We start from the raw sequence: 19,888 nt of genomic DNA on the forward strand, positions 1-19,888 counted from the left end.
GTCGACTCGAAATCACCCGGACTGCTCATCCTCGCCGTCGTCCTGGGCCACGGCGTCGCCCAGTCCACGATGTACGGCCCGCTCGGTGCCCTGCTCACCGAGATGTTCGGCACCCGCGTCCGCTACACCGGCGCCTCCCTCGGCTACCAGGGCGCCACCCTGGTCGGCGCCGGCTTCTCCCCGATGATCGCCGGAAGCCTCGTGGCCGGAAGCGGAAGCGGCACCCCCGTCGCCCTGCTGGTGTGCGGGGGCTCCCTCATCACCGCACTGACCGTCTGCCTCGTGCGCGAGACCCACCGCGACTCCCTCACCGAAGCCACCGAACGCCCCACCACCCCCCACACGGAAGAGATCTCCGCATGACGCCCCGCACGCGCACCCACCCCCACACCCGCACCGCACGACGCACCGCCTGCGCGGCCGCTCTCCTGCTCGCCGCCACGGCTCTGCCCACTTCGGCCGCGGCGGCCACCGCCACCACGGGCCACATCGAGGGCCACCTCCCGTCGGGCGCGACGTACATGATGGACATGCCCGCGACCTGGAACGGCACCGTCCTGCTCTTCAGCCACGGCTACACCCCGGCCGGCTCGCCCAACCCCGCCCAGGACGCCCCCGACGACGCCACGAAAGCCCTCCTCCTCGAAAAGGGCTACGCGCTCATCGGTTCCTCCTACGCCACCACGGGCTGGGCGGTGACGGACGCGGTACCCGACCAGCTCGCCACCCTCGATGTGTTCACCGACCGCTTCGGGCCCGCCCGTCGCACCATCGCCTGGGGCAGGTCGTACGGCGGTCTGGTCACCACCGCCATCGCCGAGCGCAACGCCGACCGCATCGACGGTTCGCTGTCCCTGTGCGGCCTCGTCCACGGCGGCGTCGCCAACTGGAACAACACCCTCGACCCCGTCTTCGCCCTCAAGACACTCCTCGCGCCCGACTCCGACGTCCCCCTGACCGGACTGCCGGACCAGGCGGCCGCCACCAGCGCGGCGAACGCCCTGACGGCCGTCGTCGACTCGGCGCAGTCGTCGGCCGCCGGGCGGGCCCGGATCGCCCTGGCCGCCGCCCTGCACAACATTCCGGTCTGGAACCAGCCGGCGCAGACCCGGCCCGCCGAGACCGACTGGGACGCACAGCAGGCCAACCAGTACGAGGCCGTCAAGGGACTGCTGAAGATCGCCGCCTTCAACCGGCGGCAGGAGGCCGAGGTACGCGCGGGCGGCAACATGTCCTGGAACACCGGCGTCGACTACGCGGCGCTGCTCGGTCAGTCCTCCGTCCGCAAGGAAGTCACCGAGCTGTACAAGAAGGCCGGCCTCTCCCTGCGTGCCGACCTCGCCACCCTGAACCGCGCTCCGCGCATCGACGCCGACCCGCACGCCGTCGACTGGATGAGCCGCACCAGCTCCTTCACCGGCAGGCTGGCCAAACCGCAGCTCTCCGTCCACACCATCGGCGACGCCCTCGTCCCCGTCCAGACCGAGAGCGCCCTGCGCCGGGCCGTCACCGCCGCCGGTTCGGCGCCTCTCCTCCGTCAGGCATACGTCGACAACGCCGGCCACTGCACCTTCAGCCCCGCAGAGCAACTCGCAGCCCTGCACACCCTGGAGGACCGCCTCACCACCGGCAGTTGGCACGGCACCGACCCGGAGTCCCTCAACTCCCGTGCCGCGGCGGCCGACCCCTCGACCCCCGCCCGCTACGTCACGTACCGCCCCACCCCGTACCTGCGGCCGTACGACCTGGCCCACCCGGCCGACGGCCAGTGACGCCGTAAGGCCGCCCGCCGCGTCGTCGGCGGGCGGCACAGCCTTACGCTTGCCCCCGTGGAAGACGACGACATGCTGGACACCCCGGACACCCTGGACACCTCGGACGGCCCGCAGCAACGCCCGCAGTCGCTCATGCTCGCCTTCTTCGGCAACCACGTCCTGGAAGAAGGGGAACTGTGCGTCTACTCGGGCAGCATCATCGACGTCCTCGGCCGCGTCGGGGTCGGTGAACAGGCCGTACGCTCCACGCTGACCCGCATGGTCAACCGGGGCCTGCTGCGGCGCCAGCGCGAGGGCCGCAGGATGTACTTCGGCCTGACCCCGCAGGCGACGCGTGTCCTGCAGGACGGCCGCACCCGGATCTGGAAGCAGGGCGCCGTCAACGACGACTGGGACGGCGCCTGGACGCTGCTGGGCTTCTCCCTGCCCGACTCCTGGAAACGCCAGCGCCACGACCTGCGCTCCCGGCTCACCTGGTCCGGCTTCGGCGCGCTGTACAGCGGCCTGTGGATCGCACCCGGAAACGTCGACGCCGCCGGCATCGTCTCGGAACTCGGACTCACCGCCCACGTCAAGATCTTCCATGCCCGGGCGGACGAGGCCACCGACATCGAGCTGATGATCCGTGACACGTGGGACCTGGAGAGCATCGCCGCCCGTTACGTCACCTTCGACAAGCGCTGGACCGCCCACCAGGGCGCGGCAGCCGGAGACGACCCGATCGGAACCCTGCTGCGGCTGGTCAGCGAATGGCTCTGGACCATCCGTACGGACCCCAGACTTCCCGCCCGGCATCTTCCCCCCGCCTGGCCGGCGCGCCCCGCCCAGGAGACCTTCCGACGCGTCGCCGCACACACCGCGGCGCCCGCACAGCGCATGGCCCGCGAACTGCTGGAGACCGCCCCGTCGCGGTAGGCGATCTCCCGGACACCCCCTTCGACACCCCCGTGAGTGTCACTGCCCGCGCCAGATGTTGTCGAAGGCCGCCTCCTCGATGCTGCGCCGCTGCCGTACCGCGTCCAGTTCCATCACCGCGTCGCTGACGGCGGCCAGTACGGTCACCACCGCGTCGTCGGCGAGACCCGCGAGGTCTTCGGTCGGCTCGCCTCCGATCCCCACGGCGGCCGCGAGGCCGGCGAGGACGGGGTCGCCCGAGGACCAGCGCTCGGCCGCGTGGCGGCGGGCGGGTGAGTCGGCCAGTGACGTTCGGTCGGTCCGGAGGGGGAGCCAGCGGTTGCGTTGCCGGGTGACCTGTCCTTCCGCCTCCAGGTCGGCGAGATAGGTCGCGTACAAGCCCTGGCCCCGGCGCCACAGCCAGTCCTCGACGGACTCGTACGGCGCCTCCCGGATGAGGGACGACGCCGCCGAGTCCAGCAGCCGGTCGTCCATGGGCGGTGGCAGGCCGGGCACGATGCGGTCACCGTCCACGGCGAGGGCCTCGGCCTTGATGAGGTCGCAGAGTTCGGCTCCCGCGAGGACCAGTGAGAGGTCGCCCTGCTCGACGGGACGGTCCGATGCGATCTCCATGGTGGTGATCAATAGGTCCCGCGGTGTGGTCATGTCGACTCCGTGTCAGAAGCATCGGGTACGGCGGTTCGATCGCCTGCGTCGGTTCGACTCCATCAGACACCGCCCTCGAGGCACTCGCAGCGTCGGCAATCCTTGCCTTGCCGCAAACGTTGACAATCTCATCGTTCCCCATCCGACGTGGCCGCGCGAGCAGGAGTACATGGGCTACGAGCCCGCCTGCCTGCCCTTCCTCCGGCGCCGTGACGGCTCGATGATGAACTGGTGAGATGACGAGCACCTCCTCTCTGCCCGGTCTGTCGTCCCTGCCTCGCCTCAGCTCCCATACCGTTCCCGAGCGTTCGCTGCTGCACCGGCGCGCGGTCACCGAGACCGGCGTCGTGCACCTCGGGCTCGGCAACTTCCACCGCGCCCACCAGGCCGTCTACACCGCGGCCGCACTGGACCACGCCGACGGCCCCTGGGGCATCCTCGGCGTGGCGAGCCGCTCCACCGCCGTGGCCGACGCGCTGCGGGAGCAGGGCCACCGCTACTCCGTGGTGGAGATCTCGCCCGAGGGCGCACAGGTCGCCGTACCCGCCGTGCACACCGGCGCACTCGTCGCCGCGCACCACCCGGACGCAGTCGTCGACGCCATCGCGGCCCCGGGCACCAGGATCGTCTCCCTCACCGTCACCGAGCACGGCTACACCTTCTCGCCGCGCACCGGACACCTCGATCTCGACCACGAGGGCGTACAGGCCGATCTGCGCGGCGACGCACCCCCGCGGACCACGATCGGCCAGGTCGTACGGGGTCTGCAGCGGCGCCTTCGGGATCACGCGACGCCGGTGACGGTGCTCAGCTGCGACAACCTCGCGGGCAACGGCACCCAGACCGCGCGCCTGGTACGGGAGTTCGCCGAAGTCCTGCCGCGCGCCGAGCGCGACGAACTGGTCCACTGGCTCGACGAGGGCGTGGCGTTCCCGAACACCATGGTCGACCGGATCGTCCCGGCCACCACCGACGCCTACCGCACCACCGTCGCCGATCACCTCCATGTGCGCGACGAAGTCCCCGTTGCCGCCGAGCCGTTCACCATGTGGGTCCTTCAGGACCGGTTCGCCGCGGGACGGCCCGGCTGGGAGCACGGCGGAGCCCTGTTCACCGACGACGTCGAGCCCTACGAACTGCTCAAACTGCGTCTGCTGAACGGCACCCACTCGCTCATCGCCTATCTCGGTGCCCTGGACGGCAGGGCGACCATCCCGGACGCGATCGGCCGGCCCTTCGTCGCCGAGGCGGCACACCACGTGCTGCACGGCGACTACCTGCCCAGCCTGACCGTCCCCGACGACATCGACCTCGACGCCTATGTGGCACAGCTCTTCGACCGATGGGCCAACTCCGCGCTGGGCCATCGCACCCGGCAGGTCGGCTCGGACGGGTCCGTGAAGCTCCGCCAGCGCGTCCCGGACCCGGCACTGCGGCAGTTGCGCGGCGGGCGGATGCCCCACCATCTCGCCCTCACCGTCGCCGCGTACCTGTGCTGCATGGCTCCCCCCTCCGGTTACGAACCCGGCCCGCACGCCGCCGCCATGGCGGACCCGGCCCGCGGCCGCCTTCGGGAGGCGGCCGAACACAGCACCTCCGTACGGGACTTCGTGGCCGCCGTCATCGACGAAGGCCTGCTCGGCGACGGTCTCGCCGAACACTCCGCCTTCACCGAGCGCGTCGCCGAACTCATCGGGGTCCTCACCCGGCACGGCACGGCAGCGGCGGCCGGCGCCGCTGCCGAAGCCGCGGACGCGGAGCCGCTGCCGGCGCCCTGAGCCCGATCCACTCTCCGCCCACGCCGGTCAAGGCCGCACGCGCGCCACTCAGACGGCGCTGAACGTCCACAGCAGGTTGGTGCTGGTGCCCCAGGCCCACTGCTTGGCGACGGCGCCGGAGGTGACGTTGCCACCGCCGTCCAGCACGAGTTTCGTGGTGCGGTTGGCGAGGGAGTACCTGCCGTCGCCGCGGTGGGTGATCAGCCATTGCTGGTTGGTGTGGCCGTTCCACTCCAGTTGCCTGACGGTGGCGCCGTCGCTGGTGGCGCCCCACCCGTCGGCGACCATGCCGTTGGCACGGTTCTCCAGCTTGTAGTAGCCGTTGCCCAGGTCGACCGCGTGCCACTGCAGGTCGGCGTGACCGTCCCAGGTCCGCTGCTTCAGGTCGGAGCCGCCGGAGACGTCCCCGCCGCTGTCCAGGGCCAGGCCGTTGGTGACATTGGTGATCCTGAAGTAGGCCGACGGGTTGAAGATGACCTTCAGCGAGGTGATCTTGTCGTTGCCGCCGGTGGCCCGCAGGTCGGCCTTGTCCGCGGTGAAGGTCCACGAGGTACCGGTGAAGTCGTCGCCGGAGTAGCCGACGATCCGGTACCCCGGAGCCAACTTCAGCGAGGACAGGGTGCGCGGCGGCATTCCGGCGAGGGTCAGCTCTTCGGCGGTGTAGCTGCCGAGGGCGAGCACGGCGCTGTCGCCGGAGTAGTCGACGTCCTTGAAGACCAGAGCGCCGGCGAGGGGCCGCAGCGCGGGGATCCGGCCGGAGAAGTGGAGCTTCAGGACGTACGCGGGAGCACTGAACGGCGCCGTGGACGGAAGGTTCACCTTGAGCCCGGTCGCGTCCTGGGTCGGCGTGGGGAGGTCGATGTACTCGCCGGCCGTCGAGCCGAGCAGTTTCACCGAGGACAACGAGTCGAGATCGATCCGGTCGGAGCTCAGCGTCGTGAGCGTCAGCGAACCGCCGGGCCAGCCCAGGGCCGTCGCGTACAGGACGGTGCCCGCCTTGTTGCGGGTGAACCGTATGTCCTGCGCGGTGCCGGCCGTGGGTCTGGTGAAGGAGCCGCCGCCCATCTTCGTCGGCCCCTCGCCGTACGCGGTCCATGCCCGGGTGCCGTAGACCGACTCACCGAAGCGCTTCAGGTAGTCGCCGATGCCGAGCAGGAGGTCGCGCTGGCCCTGCGGGATGGTGCCGTCGTCCTTCGGGGCGATGTTGAGCAGCATGTTGCCGTTCTTGCTGACGCGGTCGATGAACGAGTGCAGCATCTGCGGGAGCGTGTAGTAGCCGATGCCCTCGGTGTAGCACCAGCTGGAGTTCGAGATGCTGTCGTCGGTCAGCCAGTAGGGCGCGGTCAGATCGGCCGGGCCGCCCCGCTCGTAGTCGAAGACCTCGCCGTGGTTGTTGAACCCGTCCTTGTAGGTGGCGACGACTTCCTTGCCCCACTTGTCGGCCTGGTTGTAGTAGTACGCCAGGAAGTTCAGCCGCTGCGTCTCGTCGACCTCGGTCAGATTGAAGTCCTGCCACAGGATGTCCGGCCTGGCCCGGTCGACGACCTCCTTGAGCTTGTCGTACCAGAGCTGGTTCTCCCGCTCCGAACTCAGCTGCCCGTACAGCTTCTTGAGGCTCGGGTCCGACTGCGTCGGCGCGTACTCGAAGAAGCCGGTGAAGTTGTACGCGTGGTGCATCGCCACCAGCAGCTTCAGTTTCTTCGCGCGGATGGCGTCGGTGAACAGCCGCAGCAGGTTCAGGCGCGGGCCCTTGTCCACGGAGTTCCACTCGTTGACCTGGCTGTCCCACATCGAGTAGCCGTCGTGGTGCTCGGCGACCGGCCCGGCGTACTTCGCTCCGGCGTCGACGAACAGCTGGGCCCACTCGTCGGGGTCGAAGTCGCCGCCTTCCGACTTGAGCTTCGGCGCGAACTCCTTGTGGTTGCCCGCCAGGTCGTCCGCCCCGTTGACGAAGTTGTGGTAGGGCCACGCGGACGGGCTGCCGTACGTGGCGACATGGTGCTGGTTCGCCTTCTGGCCGCTCTCGTACATGTTGCGCGGGTACCACTCGCTGTCGTACGCGGGCACGCTGAAGACGCCCCAGTGGAAGTAGATGCCGAACTTGGCGTCCCGGAACCACTCGGGGGCCGCGGGGTGCCGGTTCACCGAGTCCCACGTGGGCGTATAGGTGCGCGGGGCCGCCCGGGCACTGCCGGCGGCTGACTCGGTGGCGGCCGCGGCCGCCACGACGGCCGTGGCACCGGCCAGTAACCTGCGCCTGCTGATCGATTGCGACACTGCGGATACCTCCGGCGACGCGGTACTCAGGGGGCTTGAGCGCTTGGTGTTACGCACGAAGGTCAGGCATGTGACGCATCACTGTCAACGGGCGTGCAGGGATGAATGAACCTGATAGGAGAGAAGAGTTGACCGTTTCATTGGTTAACTGCCCTATATACCCAGAGGGAGACATCACATGTCTTCCGGAGAGGAGCCTGCTGTGTCGCTGACCGACAGAGCCATCGAACGGATCCGTGAGCTGATCCGCTCGGGCGCGTTGCCACCAGGCTCCAAGCTGCCCCCGGAAGCGGACCTGGCCGCCGAGTTGGGGCTGTCACGCAACCTGGCGCGGGAGGCGGTCAAGGCGCTGGCCGTCGCCCGGGTACTGGAGGTCAGACGGGGCGACGGCACCTATGTGACCAGCCTGCAGCCGAGTCTGCTGCTGGAGGGCATCGGCGGCGCGGTGGACCTGCTCCAGAGCGACTCGGGCGCTCTGCTGGACCTGATGGAGGTCAGGCGGCTGCTCGAACCCGTCGCCACCGGCCTGGCGGCCACCCGGATCTCCGACGAGGCCCTGGCCGAGGTGAAGCGGCACCTGGACGCCATGCGGGAGGCACGCGACGACGTCGAGCAACTCAACGCGCACGACGCGGCGTTCCACCGCGCCGTTGTCGCCGCCACGGGCAACGAATCACTGGTCACCCTCCTGGAGGGCGTGTCGGGCCGCACCCTCCGCGCCCGCATCTGGCGCGGTCTGGTCGACGACCAGGCCGCGGGGCGAACCCTCGCGGAGCACGAGGCGATCTTCACGGCTCTGGCCAGTCGCGACGCCGCGCTCAGCCAGGCCGCCGCGCTGCTGCACGTCAGCAGCACCGAGCAGTGGCTGCGGACCCATGTGCGTTCCACCGCCTCGAAGGAAGGGCGGATGTGACACGATCGTCGAGTGAATGACACGATTAACGACGCATCCTCGACATCACCGAACGGCATCGGCAAGACACTCAAGCCGCGCTCCCTGGTCTTCGACCTGTTCGGCGACTACCTGCGCTACCGGGGTGGGGCGGTCCGGCTGCGCGGCCTGGTCGCCCTGATGGACTGCTTCGACGTCCCCGAGTCGACGGTGCGGGTGGTGGCCGCGCGCATGCGCAAGGAGGGCTGGCTGGACACCCGCCGCGAGGGCCGGGAGACCGTCTACGCCCTCACGGACGCCTCCTGGCAGTTGCTCGACGAGGGCCGGGAGCGGATCTTCGCCCGCGCCGGCGGCCCCTGGAACGGCCAGTGGCACATGGTCATCTACTCGGTGCCCGAGACCGACCGCGCGCTGCGCGAGCAGCTGCGCAAGCGGCTCGCCTGGCTCGGGTTCGGCATGCTGTCGGCATCGGTCTGGATCAGTCCGCACGACCGTCTCGCCCAGGTCGAGGAGAGTTTCACCGACCACTCCCCGGTGCGGCTGGACATGCTGCGCGCCCGTTCCGCGGGTACCGCCGCCGACCGGGACATGGCATCCAGGTCCTGGGATCTGGAGGGCCTGAACAAGGACTACGGGGAACTGCTGGACCGCTACCGGCCCAGGCTGGCCGCCTACCGGGCCGGCGAGGTGCACGGCCGCGAGGCACTCGTCGAGCGGATCCGCCTGATGCACGACTACCGCCTGTTCCCCTTCCGCGATCCGGATCTGCCGCCCGAGCTGCTGCCCAAGGGATGGACCGGCCGAGCCGCGCACGAGGTGTTCCTGGAGGCGCACGGACTGCTGCGCGCCGAGGCCGAGGCGCACGTCGACCGGCTCGTCACCGGCACGGAAGGTGGCAACGGAACCGGCACCCCCGGCTAATGTGTTTCACATTCTAGACGCTCGCTTCATATTTGTTGTACGTTGCGTGGGAAGAAGGCCGCGCTGGTGAAGCGAGGCCTGCTCGCACGCAACGAGAGGATCCGTCCGTATGAGGCTCGCCACGATCCGTACCGCCGACGGGACCCGCGCCGTACGGGTGGATGACGACGCCGCCGTCGAACTCGGCCACCCCGACCTGGGCGCACTGCTGCGCAGCCCCGGCTGGCGTGCCGAGGCCACCGCAACGGACGGCCCGCGGCATGACCTGGCCGGGCTCGACTACGCGCCGCCCGTACCCTCCCCGGAGAAGATCGTGTGCGTCGGGCTGAACTACCGGAACCACATCCTGGAGATGGGCCGGGAACTGCCCGAACACCCCACGCTGTTCGCGAAGTTCGCCCGCGCCCAGGTCGGCGCGTACGACCCGGTGGTGCTGCCCGCCGGATCTCAGGCGGTGGACTGGGAGGCCGAACTCGGGGTGGTCATCGGCGCCGAGACGCGGCACGCGACACCCGAGCAGGCCCGGGCCGCGATCGCGGGCTACACCGTGGTCAACGACGTGACCGCGCGCGACTTCCAGTACCGCTCGCCGCAGTGGCTGCAGGGCAAGACCTTCGAGGCGAGCACCCCGGTGGGGCCGTGGCTGGTCACGGCGGAGCCGGACGACGCACCCCTGACGGGCGAGCTGAGCTGCACGGTCGACGGCGAGCTGATGCAGAAGGCCGACACCGCCGACCTGGTCTTCGACCCGGCGGCCCTGGTCGCGTACATCTCAGGGATCATCACCCTCTCCCCCGGCGACCTCATCGCCACCGGCACCCCCGGCGGCGTGGGCCACGCGCGGAAGCCGCCGCGCTATCTGGCCGAGGGAAGCGAGCTGGTGACCCGGATCGACGGCGTCGGCGAATGCCGCAACACACTGGTGAGAGGCTGATCATGCGTATCGCTGTCGTAGGCGGCGGCCCCGGTGGCCTGTTCTTCGCCGCCCTGATCCGGCAGGCCGATCCGACGGTCGAGGTGACGGTCTTCGAGCGCAACCGCGCCGACGACGCCTTCGGCTTCGGTGTGGTGTTCTCCGACCGCACGCTCGCCGGCATCCACGAAGCCGACCCCGTATTGCGGCAGGCGCTGGACGGGCACGGGCGGCACTGGCAGGACATCGAGGTCCGGCTGAAGGGCGAGCGGATCCGCTGCGGCGGAAACGGGATGGCCGCCATCGCCCGGCGCACGCTGCTCGCGCTGCTCCAGGAGCGCGCCGTGGCCATGGGCGCGGACCTGCGTTTCTCCACCGAGGTCGATCTGGCCGATCTGGACGGCTACGACCTGGTGGTCGCCGCGGACGGCAGCGGGTCGCGGATCCGGGAGGGGCTCGCGCGGCCGCTGAAGCCGTCGGTGGAGACGGCGACCGCCAAGTTCATCTGGTTCGGCACGGACTACATGTTCGACGGTCTGACCTTCGTCCACGAGCGCGGCCCGCACGGTGTGTTCGCCGTCCATGGCTACCCCATCAGCGCGGACGTGAGCACCTTCATCGTCGAGACCGACGAGGAGTCCTGGCGCGCAGCGGGTCTCGACGCGTTCGACATCACCCAGCCGCCGGGGCCGAGCGACATGACCAGCAAGGCGTACCTGGAGGAGCTGTTCGCCGAGCAGATCGACGGCCACCGGCTGCTGGTCAACAACTCCCGGTGGGGCAACTTCCGCACCCGCCGCACCCGCCACTGGTATGTGACCGACCCCCGGCCCGTCGCGCTGCTCGGCGACGCCGCGCACACCGCGCACTTCTCCGTCGGCTCCGGCACCAAGATGGCCATGGAGGACGCCATCGCGCTGTCGGCGGCGCTGGCCAAGCACGGCGTCGACCTCCCGGCGGCGCTGGCCGGCTACGAGGCCGCGGCCCGGCCGTCGGTCGAGACCATCCAGGGCGCGGCACGCCCCAGCCTGGGCTGGTGGGAACACTTCGGGCGGTACCACGACGCCTTCGAGCCGTGGCAGTTCGCCTATCACTTCCTCTCCCGCAGCATCACCGACGCTCGACTGGCCAGACGGGCACCGGACTTCGTACGGGGCAGCCACGAGCGGTGGTGGGCGCGGTTCGGCACCGCGCCCCTGGACACTCCGCTGGACCTCGGCGGCGGCCTGCGCCTGCCCGGCCGGATCGTCGTGGTGGAGCCGGAAGTCGACGGCACCGTGGTGGCGCGCCCGGCCGACGGCGGGGGCGAGGCGCTGCCGCTGCTCGCGTCCGCGCCGTCCGAGACGCCCGGTTCCGGCGCGCCCGGTTCCGGGGTGCCCGGTTCGGCGGTACCCGGCTCGGCAGCGCCCCATTCCCAGGCGCCCTGGGGAGCCTGGGTCACCGCCCCCGACGACGAGTCCGGTCTCGCCGCCGCGCGCGAGTCTCTGGCCGCTCTGGCGGGGGCGCGTCCGGTGCTCGTCGCCGTGCACGGCGGCACGGGGTACACCCGGACCCTCCTCACCGAACAGGCCCGGCTGCACCACCGGTTGCCCTCACTGCTCGTCGACGACTCCATCGACCGCGACCGCGCGGTCACCGCCGTCCTGTCCGGGCGGACCGACCTCGTGGGCGCCGCGGCGGCCACCGTCGCTTCGTGGGAGGTGTCCCGATGACCGGAGTGGAACTGGACGGACTGGACAGGCTGGACGGTTTGGACGCACTGTTCGCGCCGCGTGGCGTCGCCGTCGTCGGGGCGTCCCGCGACCCGGCGAAGCTGGGGGCGGCGCTGGCCAGGTCGGTGGCCCGATTCCCCGGATACGTGGCGCTGGTCAACGCCCGCGATCCGGCTCCGGCCGCCGGTGTCCACGCCTCGATCGCCGAGGCGGCCGAACACGGCCCGGTCGACCTGGCGCTGATCTGTGTGCCGGCCCGGGGCTGCGCGGACGCCGTCGCCGAGGCCGCCAAGGCCGGAGCGCGGGCCGCCGTGATCTACGGCGGCGGGTTCGCCGAGGCCGGCCCCGAGGGCGAGCGGTACCAGCGCGATCTCGCCGCGGTGGCGGAACGTACCGGCATCAGGCTGCTCGGTCCCAACACCTCCGGTTTCCTCTCCCCCGGGCGCGGCCTCATCGCGAGCTTCGTGCCCGGTGCGGCCGATGTGCCAGCCGGCCGGATCGCCGTCGTGGCGGCCAGCGGCGGCGTCAACCACGCGTTGGCGTACTTGCTCGCCGAGGCCGGTCACGGGGTCAGCCTCGCGGTGGGGCTGGGCAACGGCGTGGACCTGGCCGCCGAGGACGTGCTGGACCATCTGGAGTCCGACGAGCGGACGACGGCGGTCGCCCTGCACATCGAGTCGGTTGCCGACGGCCGGAAACTCGTCGGCGCGGTCGCGCGGCTGGCCGCCACGCGCCCGGTCGTGGCACTGGTCGTGGGCCGCCATGACGTCGGCGCGTTCGCGGCCTCGCACACCGGCGCGCTGGCCACCTCATGGCGCACCACGCGGGCCGCGCTCGCCCAGGCCGGGGCCGTGCTGGTGGACGACGAACGGGAACTGGTCGACGCGGTGGGCGCGTTGTCGCTGCTTCGGCTGCCCGCGGCCGCGGACCCGGGCGTGGGCATCGTGACCGCACAGGCCGGGCCCGGCCTGCTGCTCCTGGACGATCTGCGCGGCCGCCACGCGGCCGTTCCCGAGCTGAGCGACGCGACCGTCGGGGCGCTCGCGGAGCACCTGCCTCCGCTGACCTACCAGCGCAACCCGGTGGACACCGGCCGTCCCGGCCCCGGCTTCGCCGCCGTGCTCACCGCCGTGGCCGCCGATCCGGCCGTGGACCTGCTCGCCGGGTACGCGCTGCACGAGCCGGACGCTTTCGACCTGCCGAAGGCCGTCGACGCCTACCCGGGGACCGTTCCCCTGGTACTGGGCGTCGGGGGCGCCGGAGACGACGTACCGCGCACCCGCCGCGCCCTGATCGACCGGGGGATCCCGGTGGCGGGCGACCCGCACGGGCTCGCCGCCATGACCGGGGCGTTGCTCGCCGACGCCCGGGCCCGGCACCGTACGCGGGCGGCATCGGTTCCGGCCCGCCGTCCCGCAGGCATCGAGCCGGGCCCGGGTCCGTGGGACGAGGACCAGGCCAAGACCCTGCTGGACTCTCTGGCCGTGACGACCATGCCACGCAGGGCGTGCGCCGACCGGGCCGAGGCCCACCGGGCGCTCGCCGAGCTGTCGGGGCCGGTCGCGGTCAAGCTGCTCGACGCGGCCGTCCTGCACAAGACGGAGATCGGCGGCGTACGGCTCGGCGTCCGCACCACGGAGGAACTCGACGCGGCCCTGGACGCCCTGCGGTCGGCGGGCGCCCCACGCTTCCTGGTGGAGCGGATGGCCCCGGCGGGCGTCGACCTGGTCGTGGGTGCCCGACGGGACCCGGTCTTCGGACCCGTCGTCCTGGTCGGGCTGGGCGGGACCACCGCCGAGGCGCTGGCCGACGTGGCGCTGCGGCTCGCACCATTGACCGTGCCGGAGGCCGCCTCCATGCTCGCTGAGCTGGCCGGGCGCGCCCTGCTGGAAGGCTGGCGCGGCGGCCCCGTGCTGGACCCGGCCGCGCTGGCCGGCGTGGTGGTCGCGCTGGGCGACCTGCTGGCCGCCCACCGCGAGCTGGAAGAGATCGAGATCAACCCGCTGCGGCTGACGCACCAGGGCCTGTTCGCCCTGGACGCCGTCTGTATCGCCGCCGAACCGGAGGTGTCCGATGGCCGCACCCATCACTGACGGCACGGTCCCCTGGCCCGAGGCCGACGCGGCGCGCTATGTCGCCGCCGGGTACTGGGCGGGCCGCCCGCTCGGCGACCTGCTGCGCGATACGGCCGACCGCGTTCCGGACCACGTGGCGCTCGTGGACGGTGCGCGACGGCTGACCTACGCCGAACTGGCCGACCGCGCCGACGCGGCGGCCGGGAGGCTGCTGGACCTGGGGCTTGCCGCCGGGGACCGGATCGTCGTCCAGCTCACCAACGGATGGGAGTTCACCGTCCTGACCTGGGCCTGTCTGCGGGCGGGCATCGTGCCCGTCATGGCGTTGCCCGCCCACCGGCGCACCGAACTGGCGTACCTCGCGGCCCACGCGGAGGCCGCCGCCATCGCCGTACCCGACCGGCTGCGCGACTTCGACCACCAGGCACTCGCCCACGAACTCGGCAAGGAGACCGGCGGCCCCTGGCATGTCCTGGTGGCCGGGGAGGACGTCAGGTCGGGCAGCGTCGACCTGCGTGCCCTGTGCGGCCCCGGCGACGACCCGGCGGCCGACCGGGCACGCTGCGACGCGCTTGCGCCCGGCAGCCGCGATGTCGCCGTCTTCCTGCTGTCCGGCGGTACGACCGGGCTGCCGAAGCTGATCGCCCGCACGCACGACGACTACGCCTACAACGCCCGTGCCAGCGCGGAGGTCAGCGGCGTCGACGACGGCACCGTCTATCTGGTGAGCCTGCCCGCCGGACACAACTTCCCGCTGGCCTGCCCCGGGATCCTGGGCACCCTGCTGGCCGGCGGCCGGGTCGTCATGCTGCCCTCGCCGGATCCCGGGCGGGCCTTCCCCACGATCGCCGCCGAGCAGGTGACCCACACCGCGGTCGTACCGGCGGTCGCCGGACGCTGGCTGGAACACGCCGAACGGCACGGCGCGGCCGAACTGGCCTCCCTGCGGGTGCTCCAGGTCGGCGGTGCCCGGCTGGCCGACGAACTGGCCCGCCGGATCCGCCCGGTGCTCGGCGCGACGCTGCAGCAGGTGTTCGGCATGGCCGAGGGACTGCTGAACTACACCCGGCTCGACGACCCCGACGACGTCATCTGCACCACCCAGGGCCGCCCGATCTGCCCGGACGACGAGGTGCGGCTGGTCGACGAGTCCGACCGTGACGTCCCCGACGGCGAGCCGGGCTCCCTGCTCACCCGCGGCCCGTACACGCCGCGCGGCTACTACCGCGCGCGGGAGCACAACGCCCGCGCGTTCACCGCCGACGGCTGGTACCGGAGCGGCGACATCTGCCGCCGCACAACGGACGGCAACCTCGTCGTCGAGGGCCGCGACAAGGACATGATCAACCGGGGCGGCGAGAAGATCTCCGCGGAGGAGGTCGAGAACCTCGTCTACCAGCTGACGGACGCGAGCCAGGTGGCGGCCGTGGCCATGCCCGACGCCGATCTGGGTGAGCGGGTGTGCGTGTACGTGGTGCTGAGACCGGGAGGCAGACCGATCACCCTGGAGCAGGTCCGCGACGCCATGGACGCCGCCGGGGTGGCCCGCTTCAAACTCCCCGAACACCTCGTGCTCGTCGACGAACTGGCCACCACCAAGGTCGGCAAGATCGACAAGAAGGCGCTGCGCGCGGACATCACCGCCCGGCTCGCCCACACGGCGGGCTAGGGGGTACGCCGGTCCGCGTCAGGTGCGGCTGCACGCCGTGGACGCCCCGCACCTCTCCGACGGCGGACCGGGCCGCCGCCTAGGATGATCGGGCAACAGCTCGACCAGGGAGGCGATGATGTCGGCAACGTCCGCCGATGCGCGCGACAACGGCGGTGCCGAGCGCCAGGGCATCCAGTCCGTCGAGATCGCGATGCGGATCCTGCGTGCGCTGGAGGAGAGCGGCGGACCGGTCGGCCTGTCCGCCATCGCCCAGGCAAGCGGCACCCAGCCGAGCAAGGCCCACCGCTACCTGGTCAGCCTGGGACGCGTCGGCCTGACGCAGCAGAACCCGTCCTCGGGACTGTACGACTTCGGGCCGGCGCTGCGGCATCTGGGCGCCGAGGCGCTGCGCCGCACCAACGAGGTCGCCGTGGCGAGCGACCACGCGGCACGTCTGCGGGACGAGACGGGTCACTCGCTGAACGTCGGCGTCTGGGGGGAGACCGGCCCGATCATCGTGAACTGGGCCTACGGCGCGCACCCTTTGCCGATCACGGTGCGGGTGGGGGCGACACTGCCGCTGCTGTCCTCGTCGATCGGCAACGTGTTCCTCGCCCACCTGCCGGACACCGTGACGGAACCGATCCTGCGGCAGGCGCTGTCGGTGCAGCAGGGCCGGGCCTGGAGCCGGGCGAAGGTGGACAAGCTCACGGCGGAGGTGCTGCGCCGCGGCTACGCGGTGTCGCTGGGCGGTGTCATCCCGGGCGTGGTGTCGGTCGCCGCTCCGGTCTTCACGGCGACCGATCCGATGCCGCTCGCGATGTCGTTCGTCGTGCCGGACCGCCTGGCCACGGACGAGACGGTGGAGAACCTCTCCGATCGCCTGATCGTGGCCACCCGGGCCGTGTCGGGTGAGCTGGGCTATTCGGTCTGACCAGGTACCGGATCGCGTACCTGCGCCGGTATCAGCACGATTCCCTCATCAGTACGATTCCGGCATCAGCACGATGTCGAAGCGGGCGCGGGTCCAGGTGCCGTCGACGACCCGGCCGTCCGGGGTGGCATCGCCGCTGTCCCGCCGCGCGAACTCGGTGACGAGCGAGGGCTTCACTCCGAACACCGAGTCCCGGCCGAGGTACTCGTCGCCGTCGACGAAGATGTGGGTGACCAGCCGCCGGAAACCGGGCGCCGCCACCATGAAGTGCAGGTGGGAGGCGCGCATCGGGGACCGGTCGGCTGCCGCCAGAAGGGCTCCCACCGGGCCGTCGTGGGGGATCGGATACGGCGTGGGGGTCAGGCCCCAGAACGCGTAGCGGCCTTCGGAGTCGGTGAACAGATGCGCCCGGCCCGCGAGACGGCCGTCGTCGTACTGGACGTCGTACTTGCCGTCCGCGTCCGCCTCCCACACATCGATGCGGGCGTCGGGCACGGGCCTGCCGTCGACGTCCGTGACGGTTCCCTCGACCCAGCAGGGCTCGCCCACGGCCCCGCCCGACATGTCACCTCCGCAGTCGATGCGCGGGGCGTCGTCGACGAAGAACGGGCCGAAGACGGTGGATTCGGTGGCGTTGGCGCGCGTCGGATGGTTGACCGCGATGGTCTGCATCGAGATGCCGAGCACGTCGGAGAGCAGGATGAACTCCTGCCGGGTGTCGGTGGTGATGTCGCCGCAGGCCCGCAGGAAGGCGATGGCCTCGTGCCATTCCCGCTCGGTGAGCCCGGTCTCCCGTACGAAGGCGTGCGTGTGCCTGACCAGGGACCGCATCAGCTCGCGGAACCGTTCGTCCTTCGCTCCGGCGAAACTGGCGATCACCTCGTCGGTGATCCGCGTGCCGTCGTCCGTGCCGTACTGGGCGTCAGTGTCCGTCATCGGTGTCACCGGGTTCTTTCTCGCCGAGGTCGGGGCCGGCCACGGGGATGAGCCGGGCCGGCTCGCCGCGCCAGGCGCTCCACAGGATGTCGGCCACGTCTCTCGTGGCGGCCGGCCGCGGGTTGGACGACGGGATCTGCTCCGCCGCGAGCTCTGCCGCGCGCTCCACGTCCGGCTCGGCCAGGCCCAGACCGGCGAGTGACCGGGGCGCCTCGACCGAGGCGTAGAAGGAGAGCAGCGCGTCGAACGGGTCGGCACTGCCCGGGAAGACCGAGGACAGCCGCCGCCGGGCGTCCGCCGAGGCCGGCAGGTTGTAGCCGGCGACATGCGGCAGCACCACGGCGTGCATCGCCGCGTGGTCGAGGGCGAACGCCCCGCCGAGCGCATGGCAGATCTTGTGGTGCATGCCCGATCCCGCGCCGGCGAAGGCGACGGCGGCCACGTACGAGCCGAGCAGCATCGCCTGCCGGGCCCGCAGGTCCGCGCCGTCCTGGCGCACCGCGGGCAGGGCGTCGACCAGCTGGCGCGCGCCCTCGGCGGCCAGGGCGGAGCTGAGGGGGTTCGCGCGCGGTGCCCACCACGAGTCGACGCAGTGGGCCAGCGCGTTGAGGGCCGAACTCGTGGTCAGTCCGGGCGGGAGCGAGGTGGTGAGGGCCGCGTCGTAGACGACGGCCTTCGGGAGCACCGAGGCGTCGACTCCTGTCGTCTTGCGCCCCTCGTCCGTGATCCCCCAGACCGGGGTGGCCTCCGAGCCCGCGTACGTGGTCGGTACGGCGATCAGTGGTGCGCCTTCCGTCAGCGCCACCGCTTTTCCGGTCCCGGTGGTGGAGCCGCCGCCGACGGTCACGACGACGTCGGCCCGGCTGTCCCGGTGGAGGCGGCGCGCCTCCTCGGCCACCTCCATCGGCACATGCTGCCTGACCCCGGTGAAGGTGGCGACGACCGGCAGGCCCTCGGTCACGCGGGCGGCCAGTTCGCGTTCGCCCTCCGCGACCACGACGAGGACCCTGGAGCGGCCCAGCCGTTCCACCTCCTCGGCGAGCAGGGCGCGGGCCGCGCCGGTGGCGAAAACGGCCCGCTGCCCCCAGCTCTCGTGGACGAGAACGTCTCCGTGCGTCACAGGGCTTTCCTCGTGCGCGGCACGGCGGCGACGGCGGCCGCGCCGATCAGTCCCGGGACGGCGAAGGAGTAGAAGGCCCACTGGACGGGCAGCCCGGACGTCAGCACCAGGGCGCCCATCGTCGGGCCCACGATGGCGCCGAACCGTCCGATGGACAGCGCCCACGCGAGACCATTGCCGCGCACCGTGTCGGGATACGTGGTGGCCACCAGGGCGTTGCCGAGGATCTGCGAGCCGATGAAGCCGAATCCGCTGACGAACAGCAGCGGGTACATCAGCCACAGCCCGGGGTCGAGGCTCATCACGGCCAGGCCGGCCGTACCGGACAGGAAGGCCACGATGACCACCCGGCGGGGTCCGACGGCGTCGGCGACGCGGCCGCCGAGGATGACGCCGAAGCCGACACCGAGCCACATCGCCGCGGTCTGCATGAGCGCCGACCCCAGCGAGTACCCGGCCGCCTGCATGATGGTGGGCAGCCACGCGCTGATGCCGAACACCAGCAGCAGCCCGCAGAACGACATGACCCAGAACAGTACCGTCGTCACGGCGAGCCGGCGGGTGAGCAGGCTGCCGAGGCCCAGCCATTTGCCGGGGTTCGCCACGGTGACGGTGGCGGCGGGCAGGCCGTACGCGGTGGTGATGGCCAGCGACTCCTCGGCGCGGCCGGTGCGCTGCAGGTGGAACGGGCTCTCCGGAATCCGCAGCAGGAAGGGCGCGACGACGAAGACGGGCACGACGCCCAGGATGAACAGCCAGCGGAACGAGGTGTGGGGCAGGAGGAGGGTGCCGAGCACGGGTGCGAGCAGGGCCCCGGCGGCGTAGCCGCTCATCATCAGGCAGATGTTGCGGCTGCGGTGCTCGGGTCTGCTGAGATCGGCGACGTAGGCGTTGAGGGTGGGCAGGACGACGCCGAGCCCGAGGCCGACCACCAGGCGCCCCAGCCCGAACGCGCCCGCGCCGGGCGCGACGGCGCTGATCAGCATGCCGCCGGAGAAGCAGAGGGTGCCGGCCATGACGAGCCGGCGCGGGCCGGTCCGGTGGGTGACGGCTCCGGCCAGCGCGGCGCCGACGAGCATGCCGATGCCGACGAACGAGCCGATCGTGCCGGCCTGCACCTTGTCGATGCCCATCGAGGGATTGCCCAGCAGGGACGGGACGACGACTCCGTAGACGGAGAGGTCGAAGCCTTCCAGCGAGGCGACCACCCATGCCAGAAGCATGACGTGGCGTGCGGTCAGGGTACGGCCGGGGGCTCGGACCGGGGCGGTGGTGACTGCCATGGTTCTTCCGTTCTTCTGGGGACGACTGGGGATGTGCTGACTGACTGGGGATGTACTGCTG

15 protein-coding genes and 1 pseudogene are annotated in these 19,888 nt (G+C 71.6%); 11 read left to right on the forward strand and 5 right to left on the reverse strand.

What is annotated here, in order from left to right; translation table 11 throughout:
* The 3 genes and pseudogenes from FGD71_RS01255 to FGD71_RS01265 form a co-directional block, all read left to right on the forward strand.
* A pseudogene (locus tag FGD71_RS01255) lies at nt 1-363 on the forward strand (MFS transporter); the annotation flags it as partial.
* Nucleotides 360-1,772, forward strand: a complete 1,413-nt coding sequence (locus FGD71_RS01260) for an alpha/beta hydrolase family protein (protein ID WP_119098476.1) — start codon at nt 360-362, stop codon at nt 1,770-1,772. The pseudogene FGD71_RS01255 and the gene FGD71_RS01260, both read left to right, overlap by 4 nt.
* Nucleotides 1,773-1,844: 72 nt before the next feature.
* Nucleotides 1,845-2,690, forward strand: coding sequence for a PaaX family transcriptional regulator (locus tag FGD71_RS01265; RefSeq protein WP_119098477.1), 846 nt, complete (start codon nt 1,845-1,847; stop codon nt 2,688-2,690).
* Between the two features lie 39 nt (nt 2,691-2,729).
* Here the strand turns inward: FGD71_RS01265 and FGD71_RS01270 are convergent, their stop codons facing one another.
* Nucleotides 2,730-3,335 (reverse strand): GOLPH3/VPS74 family protein, encoded by a 606-nt coding sequence (locus FGD71_RS01270; protein ID WP_119098478.1) that lies wholly within the window; start codon nt 3,333-3,335, stop codon nt 2,730-2,732.
* Nucleotides 3,336-3,571: 236 nt separating this feature from the next.
* Here FGD71_RS01270 and FGD71_RS01275 point away from each other — a divergent pair, with 236 nt between their 5' ends.
* On the forward strand, nt 3,572-5,113 hold the full coding sequence (locus FGD71_RS01275; protein WP_119098479.1) for a mannitol dehydrogenase family protein: 1,542 nt from the start codon (nt 3,572-3,574) through the stop codon (nt 5,111-5,113).
* 48 nt (nt 5,114-5,161) lie between these two features.
* On the opposite strand, the gene FGD71_RS01280 is transcribed toward FGD71_RS01275, so the two are convergent.
* Nucleotides 5,162-7,390 (reverse strand): alpha-L-fucosidase, encoded by a 2,229-nt coding sequence (locus tag FGD71_RS01280; protein ID WP_119098480.1) that lies wholly within the window; start codon nt 7,388-7,390, stop codon nt 5,162-5,164.
* Between the two features lie 202 nt (nt 7,391-7,592).
* Between FGD71_RS01280 and FGD71_RS01285 the strand changes: the two genes are divergently transcribed.
* The 7 genes from FGD71_RS01285 (at nt 7,593) to FGD71_RS01315 (ending at nt 16,488) form a co-directional block, all read left to right on the forward strand.
* Nucleotides 7,593-8,303, forward strand: coding sequence for a FadR/GntR family transcriptional regulator (locus tag FGD71_RS01285; RefSeq protein WP_119098481.1), 711 nt, complete (start codon nt 7,593-7,595; stop codon nt 8,301-8,303).
* 12 nt (nt 8,304-8,315) lie between these two features.
* Nucleotides 8,316-9,203 (forward strand): PaaX family transcriptional regulator, encoded by an 888-nt coding sequence (locus tag FGD71_RS01290; protein ID WP_240436331.1) that lies wholly within the window; start codon nt 8,316-8,318, stop codon nt 9,201-9,203.
* Between the two features lie 109 nt (nt 9,204-9,312).
* The gene (locus FGD71_RS01295) at nt 9,313-10,137 is read left to right on the forward strand and encodes a fumarylacetoacetate hydrolase family protein (protein ID WP_119098482.1); all 825 of its coding nucleotides are present in this window, start codon (nt 9,313-9,315) and stop codon (nt 10,135-10,137) included.
* Nucleotides 10,138-10,139: 2 nt separating this feature from the next.
* Nucleotides 10,140-11,828 carry an FAD-dependent monooxygenase gene (locus FGD71_RS01300; RefSeq protein ID WP_119098483.1) on the forward strand — a complete coding sequence of 563 codons (1,689 nt, stop codon included), beginning with the start codon at nt 10,140-10,142 and terminating at the stop codon, nt 11,826-11,828.
* Nucleotides 11,825-13,921 (forward strand): acetate--CoA ligase family protein, encoded by a 2,097-nt coding sequence (locus FGD71_RS01305; RefSeq protein WP_119098484.1) that lies wholly within the window; start codon nt 11,825-11,827, stop codon nt 13,919-13,921. Before FGD71_RS01300 ends, FGD71_RS01305 begins: the two co-directional genes overlap by 4 nt.
* Nucleotides 13,902-15,572 carry a (2,3-dihydroxybenzoyl)adenylate synthase gene (locus FGD71_RS01310; protein WP_119098485.1) on the forward strand — a complete coding sequence of 557 codons (1,671 nt, stop codon included), beginning with the start codon at nt 13,902-13,904 and terminating at the stop codon, nt 15,570-15,572. The genes FGD71_RS01305 and FGD71_RS01310 overlap by 20 nt, the downstream gene beginning before the upstream one ends.
* Before the next feature lie 118 nt (nt 15,573-15,690).
* A complete protein-coding gene (locus FGD71_RS01315; protein WP_205571071.1) occupies nt 15,691-16,488 on the forward strand; it encodes an IclR family transcriptional regulator in 798 nt (265 codons plus the stop codon).
* A gap of 48 nt (nt 16,489-16,536) precedes the next feature.
* On the opposite strand, the gene FGD71_RS01320 is transcribed toward FGD71_RS01315, so the two are convergent.
* From FGD71_RS01320 to FGD71_RS01330, 3 genes are read right to left on the reverse strand one after another with little or no spacing between them, the layout of a single operon-like run.
* Nucleotides 16,537-17,424 carry a dioxygenase family protein gene (locus tag FGD71_RS01320; RefSeq protein ID WP_119098487.1) on the reverse strand — a complete coding sequence of 296 codons (888 nt, stop codon included), beginning with the start codon at nt 17,422-17,424 and terminating at the stop codon, nt 16,537-16,539.
* Nucleotides 17,411-18,544: a maleylacetate reductase gene (locus FGD71_RS01325; protein WP_119098488.1), complete on the reverse strand. Its 1,134-nt coding sequence runs from the start codon at nt 18,542-18,544 to the stop codon at nt 17,411-17,413. Before FGD71_RS01325 ends, FGD71_RS01320 begins: the two co-directional genes overlap by 14 nt.
* Complete coding sequence (locus FGD71_RS01330) at nt 18,541-19,827, reverse strand: MFS transporter (protein ID WP_119098489.1); 1,287 nt, start codon at nt 19,825-19,827, stop codon at nt 18,541-18,543. Before FGD71_RS01330 ends, FGD71_RS01325 begins: the two co-directional genes overlap by 4 nt.
* Between the last annotated feature and the right edge of the window lie 61 nt (nt 19,828-19,888).

Source organism: Streptomyces sporangiiformans, from assembly GCF_005768555.2.
Lineage (GTDB): Bacteria > Actinomycetota > Actinomycetes > Streptomycetales > Streptomycetaceae > Streptomyces > Streptomyces sporangiiformans.